This is a genomic window from Rhizobium sp. P40RR-XXII, from assembly GCF_012641405.1.
Classification (GTDB): domain Bacteria; phylum Pseudomonadota; class Alphaproteobacteria; order Rhizobiales; family Rhizobiaceae; genus Rhizobium.
In genome coordinates, this window is the sequence record NZ_JABAII010000001.1 from 465,454 (window position 1) to 488,175 (window position 22,722).

Here is a 22,722-nt window from a genome sequence, read left to right on the forward strand (position 1 = left end):
CGTTTTCATAACCGCAAAGTCGGTTCGCCGTTCCCTTCGCGCAAGAGCTGCTTTAAATCTGCCTTGTATCGGCAGGAGGAAGACAGCATGAGCAAACCCCGTATTCTCGTTACCCGGCGCTGGCCGGCCGCGGTCGAGGCGGTGCTTTCGGAGCGTTTCGACGTCACGCTGAACAAGGATGACGTCGCGCTCGATTTGGCGCAGTTGCGCGAGGCGCTGCTGGCCTATGATGCGGTTCTGCCGACCGTATCCGACAAGCTTCCGGCCGCGCTCTTCGAAGGTCAGGCGATCCGGACGAGGATCCTCGGCAATTTCGGTGTCGGCTTCAATCACATCGATATCGCCGCCGCCAAGGAAAAGGGCGTCGTCGTTACCAATACGCCTGGCGTGCTGACGGACTGCACGGCGGATATCGCCATGCTGCTCCTGCTTTCCGTTGCGCGACGCGGCGGAGAAGGGGAGCGCGAGCTGAGAGCCGGGGCATGGACCGGCTGGCGGCCGACGCATCTGGTCGGCACCAAAGTCACCGGCAAGACAGTCGGCATCATCGGCTTCGGCCGCATCGGCAGGGCGTTCGCGCAGCGCTGTCATTTCGGCTTCGGCATGGATGTCGTCTTCCATAATCGCTCCGCCATCGATCCGATGGAAGCCGCGCGCTATGGCGCCGTGCAATTGCAGAGGGTGGAGGATGTTCTCGAAGTCTCGGACTTCGTCTCCCTGCATTGCCCGGGCGGCGCCGAAAACCGCCATCTGATGAATGCGGCCCGTTTCGCAGCCATGAAACCCGGCGCTTTCCTGATCAATACGGCAAGGGGAGATGTCGTCGACGAGGAGGCGTTGATTTCCGCGCTGGAGCAGGGGACGATCCGCGGCGCCGGCCTCGACGTCTATGAGGCCGAGCCGCATGTTCCCGAGCGCCTGCGGGCGATGAACAATGTCGTGCTCGTGCCGCATCTCGGCAGCGCCACGGAAGAGACGCGCACGGCCATGGGCATGAAAGTGGTGGACAATATCACGGCCTTCTTTGCCGGGCGCCAGCCGCCGGATCGGGTTGCCTAGAGCAATTCCAGGAAAAGTGCGGTTTTCCGTCCGGAATTGCGGGACAACAAAGAGCTAGAGCGGTTCAGCGATTCCGTGAAAAGCTGAACCGCTCTAGAATTCTTCACCCCGCAAGCGGGGAGAGGGAACAATTTCGCTTACACTTCGTGCAGAACATGCGCCGCCTTGACGGCAGCTGATGCCCGGTTCTCGACGCCAAGCTTCACATAGATCTGTTCCAGATGCTTGTTCACCGTGCGGGCCGATAGCCCGAGGATTTCGCCGATGTCGCGGTTCGATTTACCCTTGGCGAGCCACAGCAACACTTCGGATTCGCGTTGCGTCAGCGCAAAGTGCTGGCGCAAGGCTTCGTCGTCGGCGCGCTGGCTGGTCGCCGTCAGGCGAAAGAGATATTCGTCTGGGCCGATGGCGCCGAGGAAGGTGAATTGCAACGCCGCCTGGCCGCCATTGCTGATCGAAAGAAGATTGTCGCGCGCCAGCCCGAGCCGCTCGCGTTCCAACATGAAGGCGGCGATATGTTTCGAGGCGAGATCGAGGCCATCGTCGCTGCCGGTTGCGGCATTGATGAGGCGGGTCGCCTGCGGTGTCGACCAATGGATGGCGCCGTTGCCCTTGACCGCCAGGAGATGGCGGCCGGCGGCGTCGAGCGCCACCCGCGCGCTCTGGGCGGAGCGGGCATTGCGCAGGTGAACGCGGATGCGGGCGCGTAGCTCGTCGATATTGATCGGCTTGGTCAGGTAGTCGACGCCGCCCGATTCCAGCGCATGCACCACATGCTCCGTCTCGGTCAGCCCGGTCATGAAGACGACGGGAATCTGGGCGATGCCGGCATTGGCCTTCAGCCGGCGGCAGGTCTCGAAACCATCCATCGCCGGCATGACCGCATCGAGCAGGATGAGATCGGGCGTGATGCGCTCGACAATGTTCAGCGCCGCCGATCCGGAGGTGGCGATCAACACGGAGAAGCCGGACTGCTCGAGCGCATCCGTCAGGAAGCCGAGTGCCTCGGGGGAATCGTCCACCAGCAAGACTATGTCGCGGGGAAGGGTGGGCTCAGCCAATCTGTTCTACCTTTTCAGTGTCGAAGGTATGCAGCATGTCTAAGAAGCCGTCGAGATTGAAGGCCTGGACATGAGCGCGCAAAGCCTCGGTGAAGGGCCTGTTCTCGTCGAGCTTGGCGAGATCCGCAAGCTTCGCCTCGATACCCCTGATATAGCCGATTTCGCCAAGCCGCATCAGCTCCCGGACATGTTCTATCCCCGGGCTCTTCAGGGGTGGTGGCGGCTTCGGGGCCACCGGAGCGGAGGCATCGGCATAGATCCATTTCAGCCCGAGATGCAGCGCAAGTTTATCGCGAAGCTGGCGGATATCGACCGGTTTGGAAATGGCGTCATTGTGGCTGTCGTCGCTGTCGGTCGCGGCGGCGGCGTCGCCTATATTGGCCGACAGCATGAGGATGGGCGCCGTCTGGCCGTTTTCGCGGAGGCGCGAGACGAGCTGCCAGCCGTTCATGCCGGGCATGGAGATATCGACGAGGAACAGATCCGGCTTGATGCCTTCGATCAGTGTCAGGCAGTCGGGGCCGCCGGCGGCGGTCAGCACGATGAAATCGAGCGGCGACAGGATCTCGCGCATCAGCTCGCGATGATCTTCGTTGTCGTCAACGACGACGACGGTCCGACGCGGTCCCTCGTAGCCGGCGATGCGCTGTTCCTGCGCCGGCGGCTTCATCGGGCGGATCACGGCCGACAGCATCAGGCGTACCTTGAACGTCGAGCCTTGGTCCTTCTCGCTCGCGACGGAAATTTCGCCGCCGAGCGTGTTCGTCAGCAGTTGTGTGATCGTCAGCCCGAGGCCGAGGCCGGGCATCGGCCTTACGCTGTCGGCTTCGCCACGCTGGAAGGGCTCGTAGATGCGGGTGATGTCCTTTGCGGCGATGCCGCGACCGGTGTCGGAAACAGTGAAGGTGGCGACCTGGTTGCGATAGCCCACCTCGAAGCGAACGGTTCCGGTATCCGTGAACTTGATGGCGTTGGACAGCAGGTTGACGAGGATCTGGCGCAGCCGCTTCTCGTCGGTGCGGACATAGTCGGGCAGGGCTCCGGAGCGTTCATGGATGAAGGTCAGCCCCTTGGCCTGCGCCTGGGGATGGAACATGTCGATGATCTGATCGAGGAAATCCCGAATGTTGATCTCATTGGAATAGACTTGCAGGCGGCCGGCCTCGATCTTCGAAATATCGAGCAGCCCATCGATAAGGCCAGAAAGATGCTCGGCACTGCGGCGGATGACCTTCAGCGAGGATTGTCGGGGTGCCGGAATGGTCTCGTCTCGCTCCAGGATCTGCGCGTAACCGAGCACGGCATTGAGCGGCGTGCGCAGTTCGTGGCTCAGGCCGACAACATAGCGGCTCTTGGCGCGGTTGGCGGCTTCGGCGGCTTCCTTGGCGCCCTGCAGGGCGGCGTCCGTCTTCTTGTGGGCGGCAATTTCCTTCAAGAGCAGCGTGTTCTGGCGCGAGGATTCCTCCTCCGCGACCACGCGGCTGTCATGGGCCAGTACATAGAACCAGCAGACGACACCGGCGATGACGGCAAAGACGAAGAAGACGATCAGGATCGTGCGGTTGACCACGGAGGCCGTCTCGGGAGAGGCGGCGCCGACCTGATGGGCGATCATTGCCAGGATCGCACCCACGGCAGTCAATGCCACGGCGACGGCAATGCCGTAGCGGCCGAGGCGCGTGGCGAGCTTGGCGACGATGCTTTCCGGCAGCAAGGTCTTTGCGACGGTGGCGACCTGCGTATTGAGCCGCGCCTTCGGCTTGCACATGTCGTGACAGCGGCTGTCGAGCGAACAGCAGAGCGAGCAGATCGGTGCGGCATAGGCCGGGCACCAGGCCATGTCCTCCGGCTCGAATGGGTGCTCGCAGACGGAGCAGGTGATGGTGGTCAGGTTCTTCCAGCTTTGGCGCGGTTTGCGGGCGAGATAGTATTTGCCCTCGGTGGCCCAGGCGATGGCGGGTGAGGCGATGACCGCGACGATCAGGGTGATGTAGGGCGCAAGTGATGCCGCGATCGAGCCGAAAGCACCGAAATGCGCAATCAGGGCGATGGTTGCCGAAAGCGCCATGGCGCCGAGGCCGACCGGATTGATGTCGTAAAGATGCGCGCGCTTGAATTCGATGCCGGGTGGTGCCAGCCCGAGCGGCTTGTTGATGAAGAGATCGGCGGAGATGGTGCAGAGCCAGGCCATGGCGATGATCGAGAAGATGCCGAGCGTCTCCTCCAGCAGCCGGTAGATCCCGAGCTCCATCAATAGCAGCGCGATGGCGACATTGAAGACGAGCCAGATCACCCGGCCGGGATGGCTATGTGTCAGCCGCGAAAAGAAGTTCGACCATGCGAGCGAGCCGGCATAGGCATTCATGACGTTGATCTTCAACTGCGAGATCATCACGAAGGCCGCCATCAACAGCAGCGCGGCATTGTGCCAGGGGATCATGTAACCGAAGGCGGTCAGATACATCTGCGCGGGATCGGCGGCACGATCGGCCGGCACGCCCGAGGTCAGCGTCAGAACGACGAGAAAGGAACCGGCCAGCAGCTTCGGCGCGCCGATGATGACCCATCCCGGTCCGGCAAGGAAGATGGCCAGGCGATGGCGCCATTTGCGGTGACCATCAGGCGGCAGGAACCGCAGGAAGTCGGCCTGCTCGCCGATCTGCGACATCAAGGCGAGGATGACGGCGGAGGCGGCGCCGAATTCCACCAGATCGAAGGGGGCGGCGCTCCCCGGCGCGCTTGCTGCATGATGAATGCCGGCAAAGGCACGCCAGAGATCGAATTTTCCCCAATCGGCAAAGGCGATGAAGACGAAGGGCAAGATGTTGAGAACGATCCAGAAGGGCTGGGTCAGCAGCTGGAAGCGGCTGATGAGACGGACGCCATGCGTGACGAGCGGGATCACCATGACGGCGCTGATGATATAGCCGATCCACACGGGTATACCGAGCGTCAGCTCCAGCGCCCCGGACATGATCGACGCCTCGATCGCAAACAGCATGAAGGTGAAGCTGGCGTAGATCAGCGAAGTGATGGTCGAGCCGATATAACCGAAGCTCGCGCCGCGCGTCAGCAGGTCGATATCGACGCCGTGGCGAATAGCATAACGGCTGATCGGTAGCCCTATCCCGAGCATGACAAGGCTCGCGACGATGATGGCGTAGAAGGCGTTGGTCGTGCCATAGGAGAGCGTGATCGAGCCGCCGATCGCCTCCAGCGCCAGGAAGGAAATGGCACCAATCGCGGTCTGCGAGATGCGTTGCGAGGAAAATTGGCGCGCGCTCTTGGCGGTGAAACGCAGGGCATAGTCTTCCAGCGTCTGGTTTGCGACCCAGCGATTATACTCGCGTCTTACCGGAATGATGCGTTGCCGCGCAGCCATGCTTGCCCTTCAGTGGTCCTGCCATAGTAATTCCGGCAGTTCAGCGATGTCGTAACATGGATCGATACGGTGCTTAAGGGCATGCGGGTGCCCAAAGCTGCACATTTCGCCCCGATGCCTACGTCATATTACGTATGTGGTTTCCCCAGGCGCTGCCGGATAGTCGCGAAAGGCAACGGTTCATCTTCGTTTACCGGCCGTTGCGGCAGACAAAAAGAGGGGAACCACGGATGAAATTCAAGACAATCGTCTCCGGCGCGCTGCTTGGCGCCATCATGTCCACGACCGCATTCCACGGCGCTTTCGCAGCCGACGACACCATCAAGGTCGGCGTGCTGCATTCGCTTTCCGGCACCATGGCGATCTCGGAAACGACGCTGAAGGACGCCATGCTGATGCTCATCGACGAGCAGAACAAGAAGGGCGGCGTTCTCGGCAAGAAGCTCGAACCCGTTGTCGTCGATCCGGCCTCCGACTGGCCGCTGTTTGCCGAAAAGGCTCGTGAGCTGATCCAGAAGGACAAGGTCTCCGCCGTGTTCGGCTGCTGGACTTCGGTGTCGCGCAAGTCGGTTCTGCCCGTCTTCAAGGAACTGAATTCGATCCTGTTCTATCCGGTGCAGTTCGAAGGCGAGGAATCCGAGCGCAACGTCTTCTATACGGGTGCCGCTCCCAACCAGCAGGCCATCCCTGCCGTCGACTACCTGATGAAGAACGAAGGCGTGCAGCGCTGGGTGCTTGAAGGCACGGACTATGTCTATCCGCGCACGACGAACAAGATCCTCGAGGCCTATCTGAAGTCCAAGGGTGTCAAGGACGAAGACATCATCATCAACTACACGCCGTTCGGCTTCTCCGACTGGCAGACGGAAGTCTCGAAGATCAAGGCTTTTGGCGCTGGCGGCAAGAAGACTGCCGTCGTCTCCACCATCAACGGCGATGCCAACGTGCCCTTCTACAAGGAACTGGGCAACCAGGGCGTCAAGGCCGAGGATATCCCGGTCGTCGCCTTCTCCGTCGGCGAAGAAGAGCTTGCCGGCGTCGATACCAAGCCGCTTGTGGGACATCTCGCTGCCTGGAATTACTTCCAGTCCGTCGATACGCCCGCCAACGCCGCCTTTATCAAGGAATGGCATGCCTACACCAAGAACGACAAGCGCGTGACCAACGACCCGATGGAAGCCGCCTATATCGGCTTCAACATGTGGGTGAAGGCTGTCGAGAAGGCCGGCACCACCGATCCGGACAAGGTGATCGACGCGCTCGTCGGCGTTTCGGTTCCGAACCTCACCGGCGGCACCGCCACCATGATGCCGAACCACTACATCACCAAGCCGGTTCTGATTGGCGAAGTGCAGGAGAACGGCCAGTTCGACGTCGTGTCGCAGACCCCTGCCGTGGTCGGCAAGGAATGGTCCAATTATCTGCCCGACAGCAAGGACCTGATCTCGGATTGGCGCATGCCGATGAACTGCGGCAACTTCAACGTTTCCACCGGCAAGTGCGGCGGCAAGGGTTCCTGATATCAGCCGAAATGACGCAAGACCGCCGCGGGCAGGCTTTTCTGCCCGCGGCAGCTTGAGGGGACAAGCCCAATGTTCGACAAATTCGTTTACCGCATAGCCCTGGCGCTCGTCGCCGGTTTCTGCCTGATGCTGGCGCTGACGGCGACGAGCCTGCGTGCCCAGGAGGATGCGCATGGCCTGATCAATTCGCTCGGCCAGGCCAATTTCCAAAAGGCCGGAGAGATCGTTCAAAATCTGGCAAAAACAGGCGATCCCAAGGTCGTGCCGGCGTTGCAGGCCTTTTCCGACGGCGATCTTTATATAAGGAGATCAGACAACCAGGTGTTCATCGCCAAGTCCTCAGGCGAAATGATGGACCTGGCGGACCCTCTGACCGGGCAGGCCGCAGGCCAGGAAGCCAAGGACAATCTCGGCAAGATCAAGATCAACAACAATCTGCGCCGTACGGTTCGCGCGGCTCTCGGCGGTCTGACGCTGATGAGCCCGGATCGCGCGACGCGGCTGGAGGCGGCGCAATCCATCCTGAAGGCGCCGAGCGCGGATTCGCTGGAAGCCGTCGAGACCGCGCTGAAGAGCGAGAAGGACGGAGAAATTCGCGGCGTGCTCGAAAGGGCAAGGGCCGTTGCAATACTTGGCTCTGACCGTCCGGTGGAAGACAAGAAGGCGGCGATCGAGACGATCAAGAACGAAGGCGGTCGGGATGCGATCGGCATTCTATCTTCGGTGTCGGTGGACGATAGCCTCAAGCCTGATATCGCTGCCGCCATTGCCGGCATTCAGGAGCAGTTGAAGTTTTGGGATGCGGTGCAGAACGTCTGGTACGGGCTGTCGCTCGGCTCGGTACTGCTTCTGGCCGCCATCGGCCTTGCCATCACCTTCGGCGTCATGGGCATCATCAACATGGCGCATGGCGAGATGGTGATGCTCGGCGCCTATTCGACCTTCATGGTCCAGAGTGTCATCCGCAGTTCCTATCCTGTGCTGTTCGACTGGTCGCTGGCGATCGCGCTGCCGGTTGCCTTCATTGTCACCGGCGCCGTCGGTCTCGTCATCGAGCGCGGCGTTATCCGCTTTCTCTATGGCAGGCCGCTGGAAACATTGCTCGCCACCTGGGGTATCTCGCTGATCCTGCAGCAGGCGGTACGCTCGATCTTCGGACCGACCAATCAGGAGGTCGGCAATCCCTCGTGGATGTCGGGTTCGTTCGACCTCGGCTATCTCTCGATCACCTGGAACCGTCTCTGGATCATCGTCTTTGCGCTCGCTGTCTTCGTGGCGCTCCTGCTTCTCCTCAAGCGCTCGGCGTTTGGGCTGCAGATGCGGGCGGTGACGCAGAATCGGCGCATGGCCTCTTCGATGGGGATACGCACGTCCTGGGTCGACGCCTTCACCTTTGCGCTGGGGTCGGGCATCGCCGGCATGGCGGGTGTGGCGCTCTCGCAGATCGACAACGTCTCGCCGAACCTCGGCCAGAGCTACATCATCGACAGTTTCATGGTCGTGGTGTTCGGTGGTGTCGGCAATCTTTGGGGGACGCTCGTCGGCGCCTTTTCGCTCGGCATTCTCAACAAGTTCCTCGAACCCTATGCGGGAGCGGTGCTCGGCAAGATCCTCGTCCTCGTCCTCATCATCCTCTTTATCCAGAAACGTCCGCGCGGCCTCTTCGCGCTCAAGGGCAGGGCGGTGGAAGCATGATCACGGCCTTTATCCTCCGCTCGCTCGACCGGCGTATCAGCATTGCCATCGCGATATTGATCGCCATCGCCTTTCTCCTGCCGTTGTCGAACCTGCTGTTGCCCGAAACCAGCGCGCTGCATGTGCCGACCTACCTGATGTCGCTATTCGGCAAATATCTGACCTATGCGCTGCTCGCCTTGGCGCTCGATCTCGTCTGGGGTTATTGCGGCATTCTCTCGCTTGGCCACGGAGCGTTCTTCGCGCTCGGCGGCTATGCGATGGGCATGTATCTGATGCGTCAGATCGGCTCGCGCGGCACCTATGGCAATCCGATCCTGCCCGACTTCATGGTGTTCCTGAACTGGAAGGAGCTGCCGTGGTTCTGGTATGGCTTTGACCATTTCTGGTTCGCCATGATCATGGTTTTGGCGGCACCCGCTCTGCTGGCCTTCGTGTTCGGCTGGTTTGCCTTCCGCTCGCGCGTCAACGGTGTCTATCTGTCGATCATCACGCAGGCGATGACCTATGCGCTGCTGCTTGCCTTCTTCCGCAACGATATGGGTTTCGGCGGCAATAACGGCCTCACCGACTTCAAGGATATTCTCGGCTTCAACATCCAGGCCGATGGCACCCGCGCCGTGCTTTTCGCTGTCACGGCGGTGTTCCTGGCGCTGGCGCTGATGCTGTCCTCGGCGATCGTGCGCTCGAAGTTCGGCAAGGTGCTGGTGGGCGTGCGGGATGCGGAAAGCCGCACGCGTTTCCTCGGCTATCGCGTCGAGCACATGAAGCTCTTCGTTTTCGTCGTCTCGGCCATGATGGCAGGGATTGCCGGTGCACTCTACGTGCCGCAGATCGGCATCATCAATCCCGGCGAATTCGCGCCCGCCAATTCGATCGAAGTGGTCATCTGGACGGCCGTCGGCGGCCGCGCCACCTTGATCGGCCCGATCATCGGCGCCGTGCTCGTCAACGGCGGCAAAACAGTCTTTACCGGCCTGTTTCCCGAGTTCTGGCTGTTTGCGCTCGGCGGCCTGTTCGTCGCGGTGACCTTGTTCCTGCCCAAGGGCATCGTCGGCACCATCGCGCAATATCTCGGCAGCAAGCGTAGGCCGGACAATCCGCCGCCGAAGGCTGCGAAGGATGACGCCCAACAGTCCGTGCAGGCTGCGGAGTAGGACCATGATCCCGGACATCAAACCCAACAGCATGCTCTATCTCAACAATGTTTCGGTATCCTTCGACGGGTTCAAGGCTTTGAACTCGCTGTCGATCGTTATTGAGCCGGGCGAGCTTCGCGCCATCATCGGCCCCAACGGCGCCGGCAAGACGACGATGATGGACATCATCACCGGCAAGACGCGGCCCGACGAGGGCGAGGTATTCTTCAACGGCCAGGTCGACCTGACGAAGAAGGACGAGGCTGATATCGCCCAGCTCGGCATCGGACGAAAATTCCAGAAGCCGACCGTTTTCGAAAGCCATACGGTCTGGGACAATCTCGAGCTGGCGCTCAACCGCAATCGCGGGGTCTTCGCGACGCTCTTCTACCGGCTGACGCCTGCCGATCGCGATCGCATCGAGGAGATTCTGGAGACGGTACGGCTCTCGCATCGGCGGGACGAGCTGGCGGCCAATCTTTCCCACGGTCAAAAGCAGTGGCTGGAGATCGGCATGCTGCTCGCGCAGGAGCCGAAGCTCTTGCTGGTCGACGAGCCGGTGGCGGGCATGACGGATGCGGAGACGGCGGAAACCGCCGTGCTGCTGAAGGAGATCGCCAAGACGCGCTCGGTCGTGGTGGTCGAACACGACATGGGCTTCATCCGCGACCTCGGCGTCAAGGTGACGTGCCTGGCGGAAGGATCGGTTCTGGCGGAAGGGTCGATCGACTTCGTCAGCAGCGATCCGAAGGTGATCGAGAATTATCTGGGGCGGTGAGATGCTGACAGTCGAAAACGCAAATCTCCATTATGGCGCCGCACAGGCGCTGCGCGGCATCTCCGTCGAGGCGGAAATGGGCAAGATCACCTGTGTCCTCGGGCGCAACGGCGTCGGCAAAAGCTCGCTCTTGCGCGCCGTCACCGGACAGCACGCCTTGTCGGCCGGCACGGTTGCCTTCAACGGCGTGACGCTGAACGGCATGGCACCGTTCGCGCGCGCCAAGCAGGGGATCGGCTATGTGCCGCAGGGACGCGAGATCTTTCCGCTGCTGACCGTGAAGGAAAATCTCGAGACCGGCTACGCGCCGCTTTCCCGCCGCGACCGCAGCATTCCCGATGACATCTACAGCCTGTTTCCGGTGCTGAAATCCATGCTGTCGCGCCGCGGCGGCGATCTCTCGGGCGGCCAGCAGCAGCAATTGGCGATCGGGCGGGCTATGGTGACGCGGCCGAAGATCCTGGTGCTGGACGAACCGACCGAGGGTATCCAGCCGTCGATCATCAAGGATATCGGCCGCGCGATCCGTTATCTCAGGGATTCCACCGGCATGGCGATCCTGCTCGTCGAACAGTATCTCGATTTCTGCCGCGAGCTTGCCGATTATGTCTACATCATGGATCGCGGCGAGATCGTGCATGAGGGGCTGGCGGAGACGCTGGACACTCCAGAGGCTCGCCGGCATCTGACTGTCTGAGACGATTGCCTTTCTTTTCGGCGTTTGACGAAAAATGCGGCTGATGCGGCTGATAATGGGCCGATATCGCGTGGCGTCGCATAAGGCACAGAAATTGCTTGCGTTTATTCCTTGCCGGGTTTCAATGATCTGACTTCGGCATGGTGTGATGTGTGGAGAAGCGAATGGTAATGGCGGCGGCAGGCACAAGACCGCAGAGAGCGCGTGGTCGCGGCCATCTTGCGGCCAAATCGCTTGGCGGCCGCACGCGCCTCGCCGAGCTTTTTCAGGAAGGGGCGGCCAAGATCAGGCTGCCGGAGACCTTCGATCATTCCATGGAAGCCGTCATCATCAACACCGCCGGCGGCCTTACCGGTGGCGACCGGATGGATTGGAGCGTCGCCGCTGCGCCGGGTACGCGCATCGATGTGACGACGCAGGCCTGCGAGAAAATCTACAAGGCTTCGGCCGGTACGGCCGAGGTGGAGACATCCATAAGGATTGGCGCGGGCGCGCGGGTCGATTGGCTGCCGCAGGAGACGATCCTGTTCGACCGAGCCTCGCTTTCGCGTGCGTTGAATGTCGAGCTTGACGACACGGCCGAATTCCTCGCCGTCGAAGCGATCCTGCTTGGACGGAAAGCCATGGGTGAGGTTATGGCGCAGGGGCTGTTCCGGGATCGCTGGTGCATCCGTCGCGGCGGACGGCTGGTTCATGCCGAGGAGCTGCGCCTGGATGGCGATGTGGCCGCATTGACGGCCAAGGCGGCGGTCCTGAGCGGCCAGGTTGCCTTCGCGACCCTGCTTTATATCGGGCCGCAGGCCGAGACCTATCTCGGCCGGATCAGGCCGCTCCTCGAAACGCATATGGGAGGCGCCAGCCATTGGGGCGAGAAGCTCGTTGTGCGGCTCGCCGCCGCTGATGGTTTCGCGCTCAGAAAAATCCTCATCCCGATCATTTCCGCCTTGCGCAATGGAGCGCCTGTGCCGAAAGTCTGGAACCTGTAGTCCCTGGAGCCGGATGATTTTAGGCTTGCATGATCTAAAATCACCCGGCTCCAAAATCAAAAAAGTAGAGCATGATGTCCTCCGAAAACCGCTCATACTTTTCGGCATCATGCTCTGGAAACAGCAATCACATAGGTAGGCGATGAACCTCACTCCGAGAGAAAAAGACAAGCTGCTGATTTCCATGGCGGCGATAGTGGCGCGGCGGCGGCTCGAACGCGGCGTCAAGCTCAACCATCCCGAAGCCATCGCGCTGATCACCGATTTCGTGGTCGAAGGCGCGCGCGACGGCCGCCCGGTCGCCGAGCTCATGGAGGCCGGTGCCCATGTCATTACCCGCGATCAGGTGATGGAGGGCATCGCCGAGATGATCCACGACGTTCAGGTCGAGGCGACATTTCCCGACGGCACCAAGCTCGTGACCGTCCACGAGCCGATCCGGTGAGGCTGCCATGCTGGAGCTGAGGCCAAATTGCGAATGCTGTGACAGGAATTTGCCGCCGGAGAGTACGGTAGCGATGATCTGCACCTTCGAATGCACGTTCTGCGCCGATTGCGTCGATACGGTATTGGGCGACGTCTGCCCGAATTGCGGCGGTGACTTCGCGCGGCGTCCCATCCGTCCAGCTGCCTTGCTTGCCAAATATCCCGCTTCGACCAAGCGTGTTCTGAAAGCTGAGGGATGCGCGCCCGTCCGGGCTGCATGAGGAGAGAACCATGATCCCAGGTGAAATCATCGCTGCAGGCGACGACATCGAACTCAATGCCGGAGCGCCGACCGTGACGCTCGAGGTTTCCAACACCGGCGACCGGCCGGTGCAGGTGGGAAGCCACTATCACTTTGCTGAGACCAATGCCGGGCTTGCCTTCGACCGCGACAAGGCGAAGGGAATGCGGCTCGATATTCCCGCCGGAACCGCCGTGCGTTTCGAGCCGGGGCAGACACGCTCGGTGACGCTGATCCCGCTGTCGGGCAAGCGCGAAGTCTACGGTTTCCGCCAATTGGTCATGGGCAAGCTTTAGATCTCGGGGAAGTTTAATGTCGATGAAATTTCTTGCATCTGCCGCGGCTCTTGCCGCAATCCTGGTCTGCGGTCCTGCCTTTGCGTTGAAAACTACGCGCGAGCCGAAGGCCGACTGCGCCAATGCACAGACGCAGACGGACCTGAATGTTTGCGCGGTGCTCGATTTCGGTACGGCCGACAAGGCGTTGAACGCGCAATGCACGAAAACCAGGGCCGCGATGGTCGCCATCGATGCGGATCTCGACAACAACATGAAGGGCGCGGAAAAGGCGCTCATCAAGGCACAGCGTGCTTGGGTGGATTATCGCGACGGCGAGTGCGAGGCGCAGGGGTTCCAGGCGCGCGGCGGCTCCATGGAACCAATGCTTGTTTCCGGTTGCAAAGCTGATTTGACTAAGAAGCGAACGAAGGAATTGAAGGATCTCGCCGCTGGGCCGGAGGGCAATCAGTGAGCCTGAGGCGCACCGTGATGATCGTCGGCAATGGTGAGATCGCGGCAGGCGCCGCGGATGTCATCGATGTCGCCGATCTCGTGATCCGCTTCAACGATTGTCGCTCGATGGGGGCCGGCGGCAGCCGCACCGATGTTGTCGCTGTCTGCAACACGGGCCGGCCGGCGCGCGCAATGCTCGGCTCGGCCGAGTGGCGCAAGAGCACCGCCGTTGCCTCCGCGTCGGAAATCTGGAGCGTGCGCGATCCAAGAAAATTCGCCGCACTGCGCGCGCCACTGGCGACCTCGCATCCGGAACTCGACGACTTCTGCGATGATTATACCGACCAGTTTGCTGCCTTTTGCCGTGCGACGGGCAAGCGGCATGTCGTGATCGATCAATCCGTTCACGAAGGCGTTGACACGGCGCTGGCGGGTTACGATCCCGGCTCCTTCGTGGTGCCGAGCAGCGGCATGATCGTGATTGCCGATGTGCTGTTGCGCCATCCCGACGACGACATCGCCATTACCGGTTTCAGCCACACGGGCTGGGACGAACATCCCTTTGCCGCCGAAAAACGGTTGGTGGACGCCTACGTATCCCTTGGCCGCCTGCGGCGCCTTGCCGACACGAACCTCATCTCTGCCTCCCAAGGAGACTGATCCATGCCCTACAAGATTTCCCGTGCCGCCTACGCCAACATGTTCGGACCGACCGTCGGCGACAAGGTTCGGCTGGCCGATACCGAATTGTTCATCGAGGTGGAGAAGGATTTCACCACCTATGGCGAGGAAGTGAAATTCGGCGGCGGCAAGGTCATTCGTGATGGCATGGGACAGAGCCAGGTGACGCGCGCCAACGGTGCCGTCGACACCGTTATCACCAATGCGCTGATCCTCGACCATTGGGGGATCGTGAAAGCGGATATCGGCTTGAAGGACGGCCGCATCGTCGCGATCGGCAAGGCCGGCAATCCGGATATGCAGCCTGATGTCAACATCATCGTCGGACCGGGCACGGAAGCGATCGCGGGCGAGGGCAAGATCGTCACCGCCGGCGGCATGGACAGCCATATCCATTTCATCTGCCCGCAGCAGATCGAGGAAGCCCTGATGTCGGGCATCACCACCATGCTTGGCGGCGGCACCGGGCCGGCCCATGGAACGCTGGCAACGACCTGCACGCCCGGCCCCTGGCATCTGGCGCGCATGATCGAGGCTTTCGACGCCTTCCCGATGAATATCGGCCTGTCGGCCAAGGGCAATGCGTCCTTGCCCGCCGCCTTGGAGGAGATGGTACTCGGCGGTGCCTGCTCACTCAAGCTGCATGAGGACTGGGGCACGACGCCGGCGGCGATCGACTGCTGCCTCAGCGTTGCCGACGAATACGACGTTCAGGTGATGATCCACACGGATACCTTGAACGAAAGCGGCTTCGTCGAGGATACGATCGGCGCCATCAAGGGTCGCACGATCCATGCATTCCACACTGAAGGCGCGGGCGGCGGGCACGCGCCCGATATCATCAAGATCTGCGGTCAGTCGAACGTCATTCCCTCTTCGACCAATCCGACGCGGCCCTATACGGTTAATACGATCGCCGAGCATCTCGACATGCTGATGGTCTGCCATCATCTGTCGCCGTCAATCCCGGAGGATATCGCCTTTGCCGAGAGCCGAATCCGCAAGGAGACGATCGCCGCGGAGGATATTCTTCACGATATCGGCGCCTTCTCGATCATTTCATCCGACAGTCAGGCCATGGGCCGCGTCGGTGAAGTGGCAATCCGCACCTGGCAGACCGCCGACAAGATGAAGCGGCAGCGTGGCCGCCTTGCACAGGAGATCGGCAACAACGACAATTTCCGCGTAAAGCGTTATATCGCCAAATATACGATCAACCCGGCGATTGCGCACGGCGTCAGCCATGAGGTCGGCTCGATCGAGGTTGGCAAGCGTGCCGATCTGGTACTCTGGAATCCGGCCTTCTTCGGTGTGAAGCCGGAGATGGTGGTGCTTGGCGGCTCGATCGCTGCTGCTCCCATGGGCGATCCGAATGCCTCGATCCCGACGCCGCAGCCGATGCATTACCGGCCGATGTTCGGCGCCTATGGCAAGAATCGGACGAATTCCTCGGTGACTTTCGTTTCCCAGGCCGCGTTCGATGCCGGGCTTGCCGGCAAGCTCGGTATCGCCAAGGCGCTGCTGCCGGTCAGGAACACCCGCGGTGGCATCTCCAAGGCATCGATGATCCATAACAGCCTCACGCCGCATATCGAGGTGGATCCGGAAACCTATGAAGTGCGCGCCGATGGCGAGCTCCTGACCTGTGAGCCGGCGACGGTGCTGCCGATGGCGCAGCGCTATTTCCTCTTCTGAGGACGCTTCCAAGCTTAACCATCGGTGGGTATGAGAAAATCCCGGTTTTCCGGGGTTTTCCGATGTTGCGCACCGAGTTCGGTTTTGTCGAAGGCGTGGTGTGGCGGTGCTCGCGCGTCGCATTTCCATCCGCAACCCTGATTTTGCGGATGGGGCGCCCTTGGTTGTTCACAACTTGGGAAATGCAACGCATTTTAATCATTACATTAAAGACCTGGAAGCGCCTTCACCCCTATCTCACATGATCGAAACGGTAGGCTGAGGAAGGTGAATCGCATGAGACGATGGATTTCGCTGCAGGCCGAGCTCGGTAACTTTCAGCAGCGACGTGCGATTTTTATTTTCGCGCTTAAGATGAGTTTTGTCGCCGTCATCATGTCGCTTGGCATCATCGTGGCGATGCTTTTCCTGCTGCAATGGTTCGATCTCCTGCCGTTACCGATTCTGGAGGCGATGCGCTTCGGCGTTCTCCTGGCGTGGATCATCGGCGGCACCGTTTCCGGCGGGGTGGCTGTGCTGGCGGGCTTTTCGATTCACCGGCTTGCCGTCTCCCGCGCCGAGTTCGAGCGGCTGAGCCGCACCGACACGCTGTCCGGCCTGCTCAATCGCCGCGCTTTCACCGAAGCGCTGAATACGGCCGGAGACTGCGCCTCGTTGGTCATCTTCGACCTCGACCGGTTCAAGACAGTCAACGATCGCTTCGGACACGCATCCGGCGATGCCGTGATCGTTGCGGTGTCGCAGATATTTTCCGGCGTCTTTACGGGAGATGACGTGATTGCCCGGCTCGGCGGCGAGGAATTCGGCGCCATCGTTTATGGGGGTGACACCGCCGAACGCATTGCCCGCATCGAGGAGATCAAGGAACAGATCGCCGCGCACTCGATCGCCGTCGACGGCGGTTCGGTGAAGATCACCGTTTCCGCGGGGATTGCCGACATAGACAGGGATCGCAAGACGGAGATCGTCTATGCCGCGGCCGACAAGGCGCTTTATCTTGCCAAAACGCTCGGCCGCAATCGTGTCATGCACGAGCGCGAGCGGCTGTCCCAGGTCTGGCATCGCTGCGCCACCGAGCAGGAACAGGAAGCGACGACCGATCCCCGGGAACTGCAGCGCTATGTGCAGCGGATGTAGCGTATAGGCGCGTCATTGATGCTTGCACAGCAGGTGACTATTTTGCATGGTCTGACAAAGTCATAATTTGGAACCGCCATGCAACGCGTTACTTCCTATCTACCTGCCGGCACCCCTTCTTCTAATCCGATCGATCGTGTCGTCCTGCCGCATGATCTCCGGCATCTGCGCCGCAAGCTGCTGCATCTCGAAAATGGTGACATGGTCATGCTCGACCTCAAGGAGCCGGTGCTGTTTGCCAGCGGCGATCTGCTGGTGCGCGAGGATGGTGAGCTGATCGAAATCGTCGCGGCCGACGAAAAGCTCTTCGAAATCCGCCCGCGCGACCGCAGGCATCTGATCGAGCTCGCCTGGCATCTCGGCAACCGGCATCTGTCCGCGCAGATCGAGGAAGAGCGCATCCTGATCCTGCGCGATCACGTGATCCGCTCCATGCTCGAAGGATTGGGGGCTGCCGTGACCGAGGTGAGCGAGCCTTTTCAGCCGGCTCGGGGTGCCTATCACTCGCATGGCGGCCATTCGCATGGGCATGACCATCATCACTCGCATGATTGAGCATCGATGACCGATACGACGGAAGATCGCGATCTGCAGGCACTCCTGCGGCTGATGGCCTGGCTGTCGCCGGCCTTTCCGGTGGGGTCCTTCGCCTATTCCGGCGGTCTCGAGCGTGCGGTACACGACGGTCTGGTGCGTGACAGCGCCGGGCTGGGAGATTGGATTTCCGCCTTGATCCAGAATGGTTCGGTGTGGAATGACGCGGTCCTGCTGGTCGAGGCTCATCGAGCAGACGGGGACATGCCGCGGCTTGCAGCAGTTGCGGAACTGGCGGAGGCGCTGGCCGGCTCGAAAGAGCGGCACAACGAGACCATGCTGCTCGGCGATGCCTTTCTTTCGGCCGCTACCGCCTGGCCGCACGAGATCTTCTCCATGCTTCCGGCAAGGACAGCCTACCCGGTTGCGGTCGGGGCGATCGCTGGCGCCCATGGCATCCCAGCTGAAAAGGCGGCCGCTGCCTTCCTGCATGCGCTGGCCTCGCAGATGGTGTCAGCCGGCATCCGGCTCGGTGTCAGCGGACAGAAGGACGGCGTCGCCATTCTCGCGCGACTGGAGGGTCTTTTTGCCGCTATGGCGCGGCGGGCGGCGCACTCCAGCCTCGATGATCTCGGTTCGGCGAGTGTGCAAGCGGATATCGCCAGTCTGCGCCATGAAACCCAGGGCACGCGGCTTTTCCGTTCGTAATGCGCGCCATCGGGAAAATATCACAATCGAGGCTTCACCTACGTCATTCGCCGCTGTGCGGCGGCCGACCGCTTCGCTATGCTAGAGCAATTCCAGGAAAAGTGCGCAGCGGTTTTCCGTCCGGAATTGCGAGAAAACAAAGAGATAGAGCGGTTCACAGATTCTGCGAAAAGCCGAACCGCTTTAGCGCTTTATCGGAGTTGCAAGCATGAAATCGAGACATGGACCCTTGCGCGTCGGCATCGGCGGCCCAGTCGGATCCGGCAAGACGGCGCTGACCGAGAAGCTGTGCAAGGCGATGCGCGACGACTATTCCGTCGCCGTCATTACCAACGACATCTATACGACGGAGGATGCGGAAGCGCTGGTGCGGATGCAGGCGCTGACCTCGGACCGCATCGTCGGCGTCGAAACGGGCGGATGCCCGCACACCGCGATCCGCGAGGATGCGACGATCAATCTGCAGGCCATTGCCGGCCTGAACGAGCGGCTTCCCGATCTTGACGTGGTCTTCATCGAATCCGGTGGAGACAATCTGGCGGCGACCTTTTCGCCCGATCTTGCCGATATCACCATCTATGTGATTTCGGTGTGCCAGGGGGAGGAAATCCCGCGTAAGGGCGGTCCCGGCATCACCAGGTCCGACCTCCTCGTCATCAACAAGAAGGATCTGGCGCCCTTCGTCGACGTGGATCTCGAGGTTATGGATCGTGACGCCAACCGGATGCGCCAGGCGCGGCCCTTCGTGTTTTCCGACATGAAGCGGGGCGAGGGCGTCAGCGCGATCGTCAGTTTCCTAAAAGAACAGGGCGGCCTTTAAGCCGCCCCGTCATCATCGGTTTTGCTCGGTCAAGAGGACCGCTATTCGGCCGCGAAGGGCGGCAGTTTCAGCACATTCGTGCCTATAGACTTTGTGCCCCTGACATTCCTGTCTTCAATAGCTTCCAGACGCTCTTCCAGGGTGGCGAGCGATTGGCGGTTTTCATTGACGGCGGCTGCCAGGCCTTCCTTGGTCACCACCTCGTCATCCGCATCCTTCCGGCCGACAAGCTTTCCGAAGAGGAAGCCGAGCAGGCGCGACAGGTCATCCATGATCAGGAAGAAGGAGGGGACGACCACCAGGCTAAGCACGGTGGAAACGATGATGCCGCCGATCACGGCAATCGCCATCGGCGCGCGGAAGGAGCCGCCTTCGCCGACACCGAGAGCGGATGGCAGCATGCCGGCCGACATGGCGATCGAGGTCATGATGATCGGGCGGGCGCGCTTGCGACCGGCCTCGACGACGGCCTCCAGGCGCGGCATACCCTGATGCATCATCTCGATGGCGAAATCGACGAGAAGAATGGCATTCTTCGTCACGATGCCCATCAGCATCAGGATGCCGATCATGACGGGCATCGAAAGCGCATTGCCGGTCATGATCAAGGCCAGTGCCACGCCGCCGATCGCCAGCGGCAGCGACAGCAGAATGGTGAAGGGCTGGATCACGTCCTTGAACAGCAGGATCAGCACGGTCAGGACGAGCAGAAGGCCGAGCAGCATAGCGTTGCCGAAGCTTTGCTGCATTTCCTTCTGGATCTTGGTGTCGCCGCTTTCCGCCAGATGCACGGTTGCCGGGATCTTGGCGCTGTTGACGATATTGAGGAAATGTTCCGATGCCGTATCCAGCGCCACGCCCTGCGGCAGGTCAGCGCCGATGGAAACGACGCGGTAACGGTTGTTGCGCTTGATGGACGACAGTCCTTCCGAATAGTCGATGTCGGCGACGCTCGACAGCGGCACCGTGATGCCCGAAGCGGTCTTGATGCGAAGCGCCCGGATCGCCGAGAGATCGCGACGCATGCCGAGCGAGGCCTGCACGCGGATCGGGATCTGGCGATCGTCGAGCGAGATCTTCGCAAGCGAAGCGTCGATATCGCCGATGGTTGCCACGCGAATCGTGTCCGAAATCATCTGCGGCGTGATGCCGAGGCGTGCCGCCTCGTCCTTGCGCGGATAGATCTGTAGTTCGGGACGCGGCAGGGCACCGTCGGCGCTGACATTGGCAAGCGCCGGATCGGTGCGAAGCTTGGCCTCCAAAATGCCCACTGCCCGGTTCAGATCCTTCTCGCTGCGCGAGAGGAAGTTATAGGTCAGGTCGCGGTCGCCACGGTCGTTCAGTTTGGTGATGCGGACGTCGGGGATCGAGTGAAGCTTGGCGAAGACTTCCTTTTCCACGTCCCATTGCGGGCGCTCGCGGCCATGCACGGTGACCTTCGGCAGGTAAGGTCCGATGACGGGCAGCGAGCCAAGGACGTCGTTCACCAACTTCTTCGTCAGCGACTGATCGAGCTTGCCGAGCGTCAGCGTCACGGTGGCGCGGCGCAGTTCCAGATCGCCCTTCGGCGAAGCGCCGCCAAGAACGAAGACATTTTCAACGCCGTCGATGCCCTTGACGCGCCGGTAGATCTCATTGGTCGCCTGCTCGGTATCGTCGAGCCGTGCGTTCGGCGGCAGTTCGGCCGAGAGCACGATGCGCGAGGAATCGTCAGGCGGAATGAAACTGCCGGGAACGAATATCACTAGGGCGGCGACGGAGGCGATCGAGAAGGCGAAGGCGGCAAGCAGCGTCGGATAGCGCGTGTACCAGCGCTTCGTCGTCTGCCGCACCAGCCAGCTATAGCCGCGCATGAAGCGGCCGTCATTGTCGTGATGATCGTCGACACCGTCTTCGGCACGCATCAGATAGGCAGCCATCATCGGCGTGATCAGACGCGCCACCAGCAGCGAGAAGAACACCGAGAAGGCGACGGTCAGGCCGAACTGAATGAAGTACTGGCCCGGGATACCAGGCATGAAGGAGACCGGCACGAAGACCGCGATGATGGTGAAGGTCGTCGCGATGACGGCCAGGCCGATCTCATCGGCGGCGTCGATGGAGGCGCGATAGGGCGTCTTGCCCATCTTGATATGGCGGGCAATATTCTCGATCTCGACGATGGCGTCGTCGACGAGGATGCCGGTCGCCAGCGTCAGCGCCAGGAAGCTGATAAGGTTCAGCGAGAAACCGATCTGGCTCATGATCCAGAATGTCGGGATCGCGGACAGCGGCAGCGCAACCGCTGATATCAGCGTCGCGCGCCAGTTCCGCAGGAACAGGAACACCACGATGACGGCGAGTATGGCGCCTTCGAGCAGCGTATGCATCGCGGACTCGTAGTTGCCATAGGTGTAATAGACGGAATCGTCGATCATCTCGATCGAGACGTTCGGGTTTTCGGTCCGCACCTTGTCGAGCGTATCGCTCACCGTCTTTGCGACGGTCACTTCGCTGGCGCCCTTGGCGCGGAATACGCCAAAGGTGACGACGGGCGTGCTGTTGAAGCGGGAGAAGGATTTCGGCTCCTGATAGGTATCCTTGATCACGCCGAGAGCGGAGAGCTTGACGAAGCGGCCGTTGGTGAGCGCGATCGTCGTGTCGGTAAGCTGGGCGACATCGCGGGCGTCGCCGAGCACACGGATCGCCTGCTCGCTGCCGGCTACCTGGCCACGGCCGGAGCCAAGGTCGATATTGGTGCTGCGCAGCTGCTGGCTCACCGAAAGCGCTGTTATGCCGTAGGCGTTCAGCTTGTTGGGGTCGAGTTCGATGCGCACTTCGCGGTCGGCGCCGCCATAGCGGTCGACGCGGCCGATGCCCGCCTGACCCTGCAGGGCGCGCTTGACCGTATCGTCCACGAACCAGGACAGCTCTTCCAGCGTCATGTTCGGCGAGGAAACGGCAAAGCTCTGGATCGCCTGTCCTTCGACATCGACCTTGGAAACGATAGGTTCATCGATCGTCGACGGCAGGTTGCCGCGGATGCGGTCGATGGCGTCCTTGGTGTCCTGAACCGCCTGCTGCGTCGGCACTTCCAGGCGGAAGATGACGACGGTCTGCGATTGGCCGTCCGTGACGGTCGACTGGATCTCGTCGATGCCGTTGATGCTGGCGACGGCGTCTTCGATCTCCTTCGTCACCTGCATTTCGAGTTCGGCCGGGGAGGCGCCGCTCTGCGTCACGGTGACATTGACCACAGGCACGTCGATATTCGGGAACCGGGTGATGGGCAGGTTGAAGAAGGCGTGTGCGCCCACCACCATCAGCAGGAAGAAGCCGAGGAGCGGGGCGACCGGATTTCGGATTGACCAGGCGGAGAAGTTCATCTTG

The 22,722-nt window shown here is 61.2% G+C and carries 20 protein-coding genes; 17 read left to right on the forward strand and 3 right to left on the reverse strand.

What is annotated here, in order from left to right:
- Window positions 1-87: 87 nt before the first annotated feature.
- Complete coding sequence (locus HGP16_RS02235) at window positions 88-1,059, forward strand: 2-hydroxyacid dehydrogenase (RefSeq protein ID WP_168838382.1); 972 nt, start codon at window positions 88-90, stop codon at window positions 1,057-1,059.
- 137 nt (window positions 1,060-1,196) lie between these two features.
- Here HGP16_RS02235 and HGP16_RS02240 read toward each other — a convergent pair whose 3' ends face one another.
- Complete coding sequence (locus HGP16_RS02240) at window positions 1,197-2,120, reverse strand: response regulator transcription factor (protein WP_168838383.1); 924 nt, start codon at window positions 2,118-2,120, stop codon at window positions 1,197-1,199.
- Complete coding sequence (locus tag HGP16_RS02245) at window positions 2,113-5,502, reverse strand: ATP-binding protein (RefSeq protein WP_168838384.1); 3,390 nt, start codon at window positions 5,500-5,502, stop codon at window positions 2,113-2,115. Before HGP16_RS02245 ends, HGP16_RS02240 begins: the two co-directional genes overlap by 8 nt.
- 230 nt (window positions 5,503-5,732) lie before the next feature.
- Here HGP16_RS02245 and urtA point away from each other — a divergent pair, with 230 nt between their 5' ends.
- The 16 genes from urtA to ureG all read left to right on the forward strand — a co-directional run bounded on the left by urtA (window position 5,733) and on the right by ureG (window position 19,353).
- Window positions 5,733-7,022, forward strand: a complete 1,290-nt coding sequence (urtA, locus tag HGP16_RS02250) for an urea ABC transporter substrate-binding protein (RefSeq protein WP_168838385.1) — start codon at window positions 5,733-5,735, stop codon at window positions 7,020-7,022.
- A 72-nt stretch (window positions 7,023-7,094) separates the two neighbouring features.
- Entirely contained in the window at window positions 7,095-8,720 is a 1,626-nt protein-coding gene (gene urtB / locus HGP16_RS02255) for an urea ABC transporter permease subunit UrtB (RefSeq protein WP_168838386.1), read from the forward strand.
- A complete protein-coding gene (gene urtC, locus HGP16_RS02260; protein WP_168838387.1) occupies window positions 8,717-9,877 on the forward strand; it encodes an urea ABC transporter permease subunit UrtC in 1,161 nt (386 codons plus the stop codon). Before urtB ends, urtC begins: the two co-directional genes overlap by 4 nt.
- Window positions 9,878-9,881: 4 nt before the next feature.
- On the forward strand, window positions 9,882-10,637 hold the full coding sequence (gene urtD, locus HGP16_RS02265; RefSeq protein ID WP_069613981.1) for an urea ABC transporter ATP-binding protein UrtD: 756 nt from the start codon (window positions 9,882-9,884) through the stop codon (window positions 10,635-10,637).
- A 1-nt stretch (window position 10,638) separates the two neighbouring features.
- Window positions 10,639-11,334: an urea ABC transporter ATP-binding subunit UrtE gene (gene urtE / locus HGP16_RS02270; RefSeq protein WP_168838388.1), complete on the forward strand. Its 696-nt coding sequence runs from the start codon at window positions 10,639-10,641 to the stop codon at window positions 11,332-11,334.
- Window positions 11,335-11,498: 164 nt separating this feature from the next.
- Window positions 11,499-12,320 (forward strand): urease accessory protein UreD, encoded by an 822-nt coding sequence (locus tag HGP16_RS02275; protein WP_168838389.1) that lies wholly within the window; start codon window positions 11,499-11,501, stop codon window positions 12,318-12,320.
- Window positions 12,321-12,462: 142 nt separating this feature from the next.
- Window positions 12,463-12,765, forward strand: coding sequence for an urease subunit gamma (locus tag HGP16_RS02280; RefSeq protein WP_168838390.1), 303 nt, complete (start codon window positions 12,463-12,465; stop codon window positions 12,763-12,765).
- 7 nt (window positions 12,766-12,772) lie between these two features.
- On the forward strand, window positions 12,773-13,027 hold the full coding sequence (locus tag HGP16_RS02285) for a DUF1272 domain-containing protein (protein ID WP_168838391.1): 255 nt from the start codon (window positions 12,773-12,775) through the stop codon (window positions 13,025-13,027).
- A gap of 10 nt (window positions 13,028-13,037) precedes the next feature.
- Complete coding sequence (locus HGP16_RS02290) at window positions 13,038-13,343, forward strand: urease subunit beta (RefSeq protein WP_168838392.1); 306 nt, start codon at window positions 13,038-13,040, stop codon at window positions 13,341-13,343.
- A gap of 22 nt (window positions 13,344-13,365) precedes the next feature.
- A complete protein-coding gene (locus tag HGP16_RS02295) occupies window positions 13,366-13,797 on the forward strand; it encodes a lysozyme inhibitor LprI family protein (RefSeq protein WP_168838393.1) in 432 nt (143 codons plus the stop codon).
- 17 nt (window positions 13,798-13,814) lie between these two features.
- Window positions 13,815-14,438 (forward strand): Urease operon accessory protein, encoded by a 624-nt coding sequence (locus HGP16_RS02300; protein ID WP_168838599.1) that lies wholly within the window; start codon window positions 13,815-13,817, stop codon window positions 14,436-14,438.
- 3 nt (window positions 14,439-14,441) lie between these two features.
- Window positions 14,442-16,154, forward strand: coding sequence for an urease subunit alpha (gene ureC, locus HGP16_RS02305; protein WP_168838394.1), 1,713 nt, complete (start codon window positions 14,442-14,444; stop codon window positions 16,152-16,154).
- A gap of 276 nt (window positions 16,155-16,430) precedes the next feature.
- Window positions 16,431-17,291, forward strand: coding sequence for a GGDEF domain-containing protein (locus HGP16_RS02310; protein ID WP_168838395.1), 861 nt, complete (start codon window positions 16,431-16,433; stop codon window positions 17,289-17,291).
- A gap of 78 nt (window positions 17,292-17,369) precedes the next feature.
- Window positions 17,370-17,846 (forward strand): urease accessory protein UreE, encoded by a 477-nt coding sequence (ureE, locus tag HGP16_RS02315; RefSeq protein WP_168838396.1) that lies wholly within the window; start codon window positions 17,370-17,372, stop codon window positions 17,844-17,846.
- 6 nt (window positions 17,847-17,852) lie between these two features.
- Window positions 17,853-18,533, forward strand: a complete 681-nt coding sequence (locus tag HGP16_RS02320) for an urease accessory protein UreF (protein WP_168838397.1) — start codon at window positions 17,853-17,855, stop codon at window positions 18,531-18,533.
- Between the two features lie 208 nt (window positions 18,534-18,741).
- The gene (gene ureG / locus HGP16_RS02325) at window positions 18,742-19,353 is read left to right on the forward strand and encodes an urease accessory protein UreG (RefSeq protein ID WP_168838398.1); all 612 of its coding nucleotides are present in this window, start codon (window positions 18,742-18,744) and stop codon (window positions 19,351-19,353) included.
- Between the two features lie 41 nt (window positions 19,354-19,394).
- Here ureG and HGP16_RS02330 read toward each other — a convergent pair whose 3' ends face one another.
- On the reverse strand, window positions 19,395-22,718 hold the full coding sequence (locus HGP16_RS02330) for an efflux RND transporter permease subunit (protein WP_168838399.1): 3,324 nt from the start codon (window positions 22,716-22,718) through the stop codon (window positions 19,395-19,397).
- Between the last annotated feature and the right edge of the window lie 4 nt (window positions 22,719-22,722).

What these genes read in the sequence shown, in the direction of transcription:
- HGP16_RS02330 (WP_168838399.1), bottom strand. Translation starts at nt 22,718, where the DNA reads ATGAACTTCTCCGCCTGGTCAATCCGAAATCCGGTCGCCCCGCTCCTC.
- HGP16_RS02300 (WP_168838599.1), top strand. Translation starts at nt 13,815, where the DNA reads ATGATCGTCGGCAATGGTGAGATCGCGGCAGGCGCCGCGGATGTCATC.
- urtE (WP_168838388.1), top strand. Translation starts at nt 10,639, where the DNA reads ATGCTGACAGTCGAAAACGCAAATCTCCATTATGGCGCCGCACAGGCG.
- ureE (WP_168838396.1), top strand. Translation starts at nt 17,370, where the DNA reads ATGCAACGCGTTACTTCCTATCTACCTGCCGGCACCCCTTCTTCTAAT.
- urtB (WP_168838386.1), top strand. Translation starts at nt 7,095, where the DNA reads ATGTTCGACAAATTCGTTTACCGCATAGCCCTGGCGCTCGTCGCCGGT.
- HGP16_RS02310 (WP_168838395.1), top strand. Translation starts at nt 16,431, where the DNA reads ATGAGACGATGGATTTCGCTGCAGGCCGAGCTCGGTAACTTTCAGCAG.
- ureC (WP_168838394.1), top strand. Translation starts at nt 14,442, where the DNA reads ATGCCCTACAAGATTTCCCGTGCCGCCTACGCCAACATGTTCGGACCG.
- HGP16_RS02275 (WP_168838389.1), top strand. Translation starts at nt 11,499, where the DNA reads ATGGTAATGGCGGCGGCAGGCACAAGACCGCAGAGAGCGCGTGGTCGC.
- urtA (WP_168838385.1), top strand. Translation starts at nt 5,733, where the DNA reads ATGAAATTCAAGACAATCGTCTCCGGCGCGCTGCTTGGCGCCATCATG.
- HGP16_RS02295 (WP_168838393.1), top strand. Translation starts at nt 13,366, where the DNA reads ATGAAATTTCTTGCATCTGCCGCGGCTCTTGCCGCAATCCTGGTCTGC.
- ureG (WP_168838398.1), top strand. Translation starts at nt 18,742, where the DNA reads ATGAAATCGAGACATGGACCCTTGCGCGTCGGCATCGGCGGCCCAGTC.
- HGP16_RS02245 (WP_168838384.1), bottom strand. Translation starts at nt 5,502, where the DNA reads ATGGCTGCGCGGCAACGCATCATTCCGGTAAGACGCGAGTATAATCGC.
- HGP16_RS02280 (WP_168838390.1), top strand. Translation starts at nt 12,463, where the DNA reads ATGAACCTCACTCCGAGAGAAAAAGACAAGCTGCTGATTTCCATGGCG.
- urtD (WP_069613981.1), top strand. Translation starts at nt 9,882, where the DNA reads ATGATCCCGGACATCAAACCCAACAGCATGCTCTATCTCAACAATGTT.
- HGP16_RS02285 (WP_168838391.1), top strand. Translation starts at nt 12,773, where the DNA reads ATGCTGGAGCTGAGGCCAAATTGCGAATGCTGTGACAGGAATTTGCCG.
- urtC (WP_168838387.1), top strand. Translation starts at nt 8,717, where the DNA reads ATGATCACGGCCTTTATCCTCCGCTCGCTCGACCGGCGTATCAGCATT.
- HGP16_RS02235 (WP_168838382.1), top strand. Translation starts at nt 88, where the DNA reads ATGAGCAAACCCCGTATTCTCGTTACCCGGCGCTGGCCGGCCGCGGTC.
- HGP16_RS02320 (WP_168838397.1), top strand. Translation starts at nt 17,853, where the DNA reads ATGACCGATACGACGGAAGATCGCGATCTGCAGGCACTCCTGCGGCTG.
- HGP16_RS02290 (WP_168838392.1), top strand. Translation starts at nt 13,038, where the DNA reads ATGATCCCAGGTGAAATCATCGCTGCAGGCGACGACATCGAACTCAAT.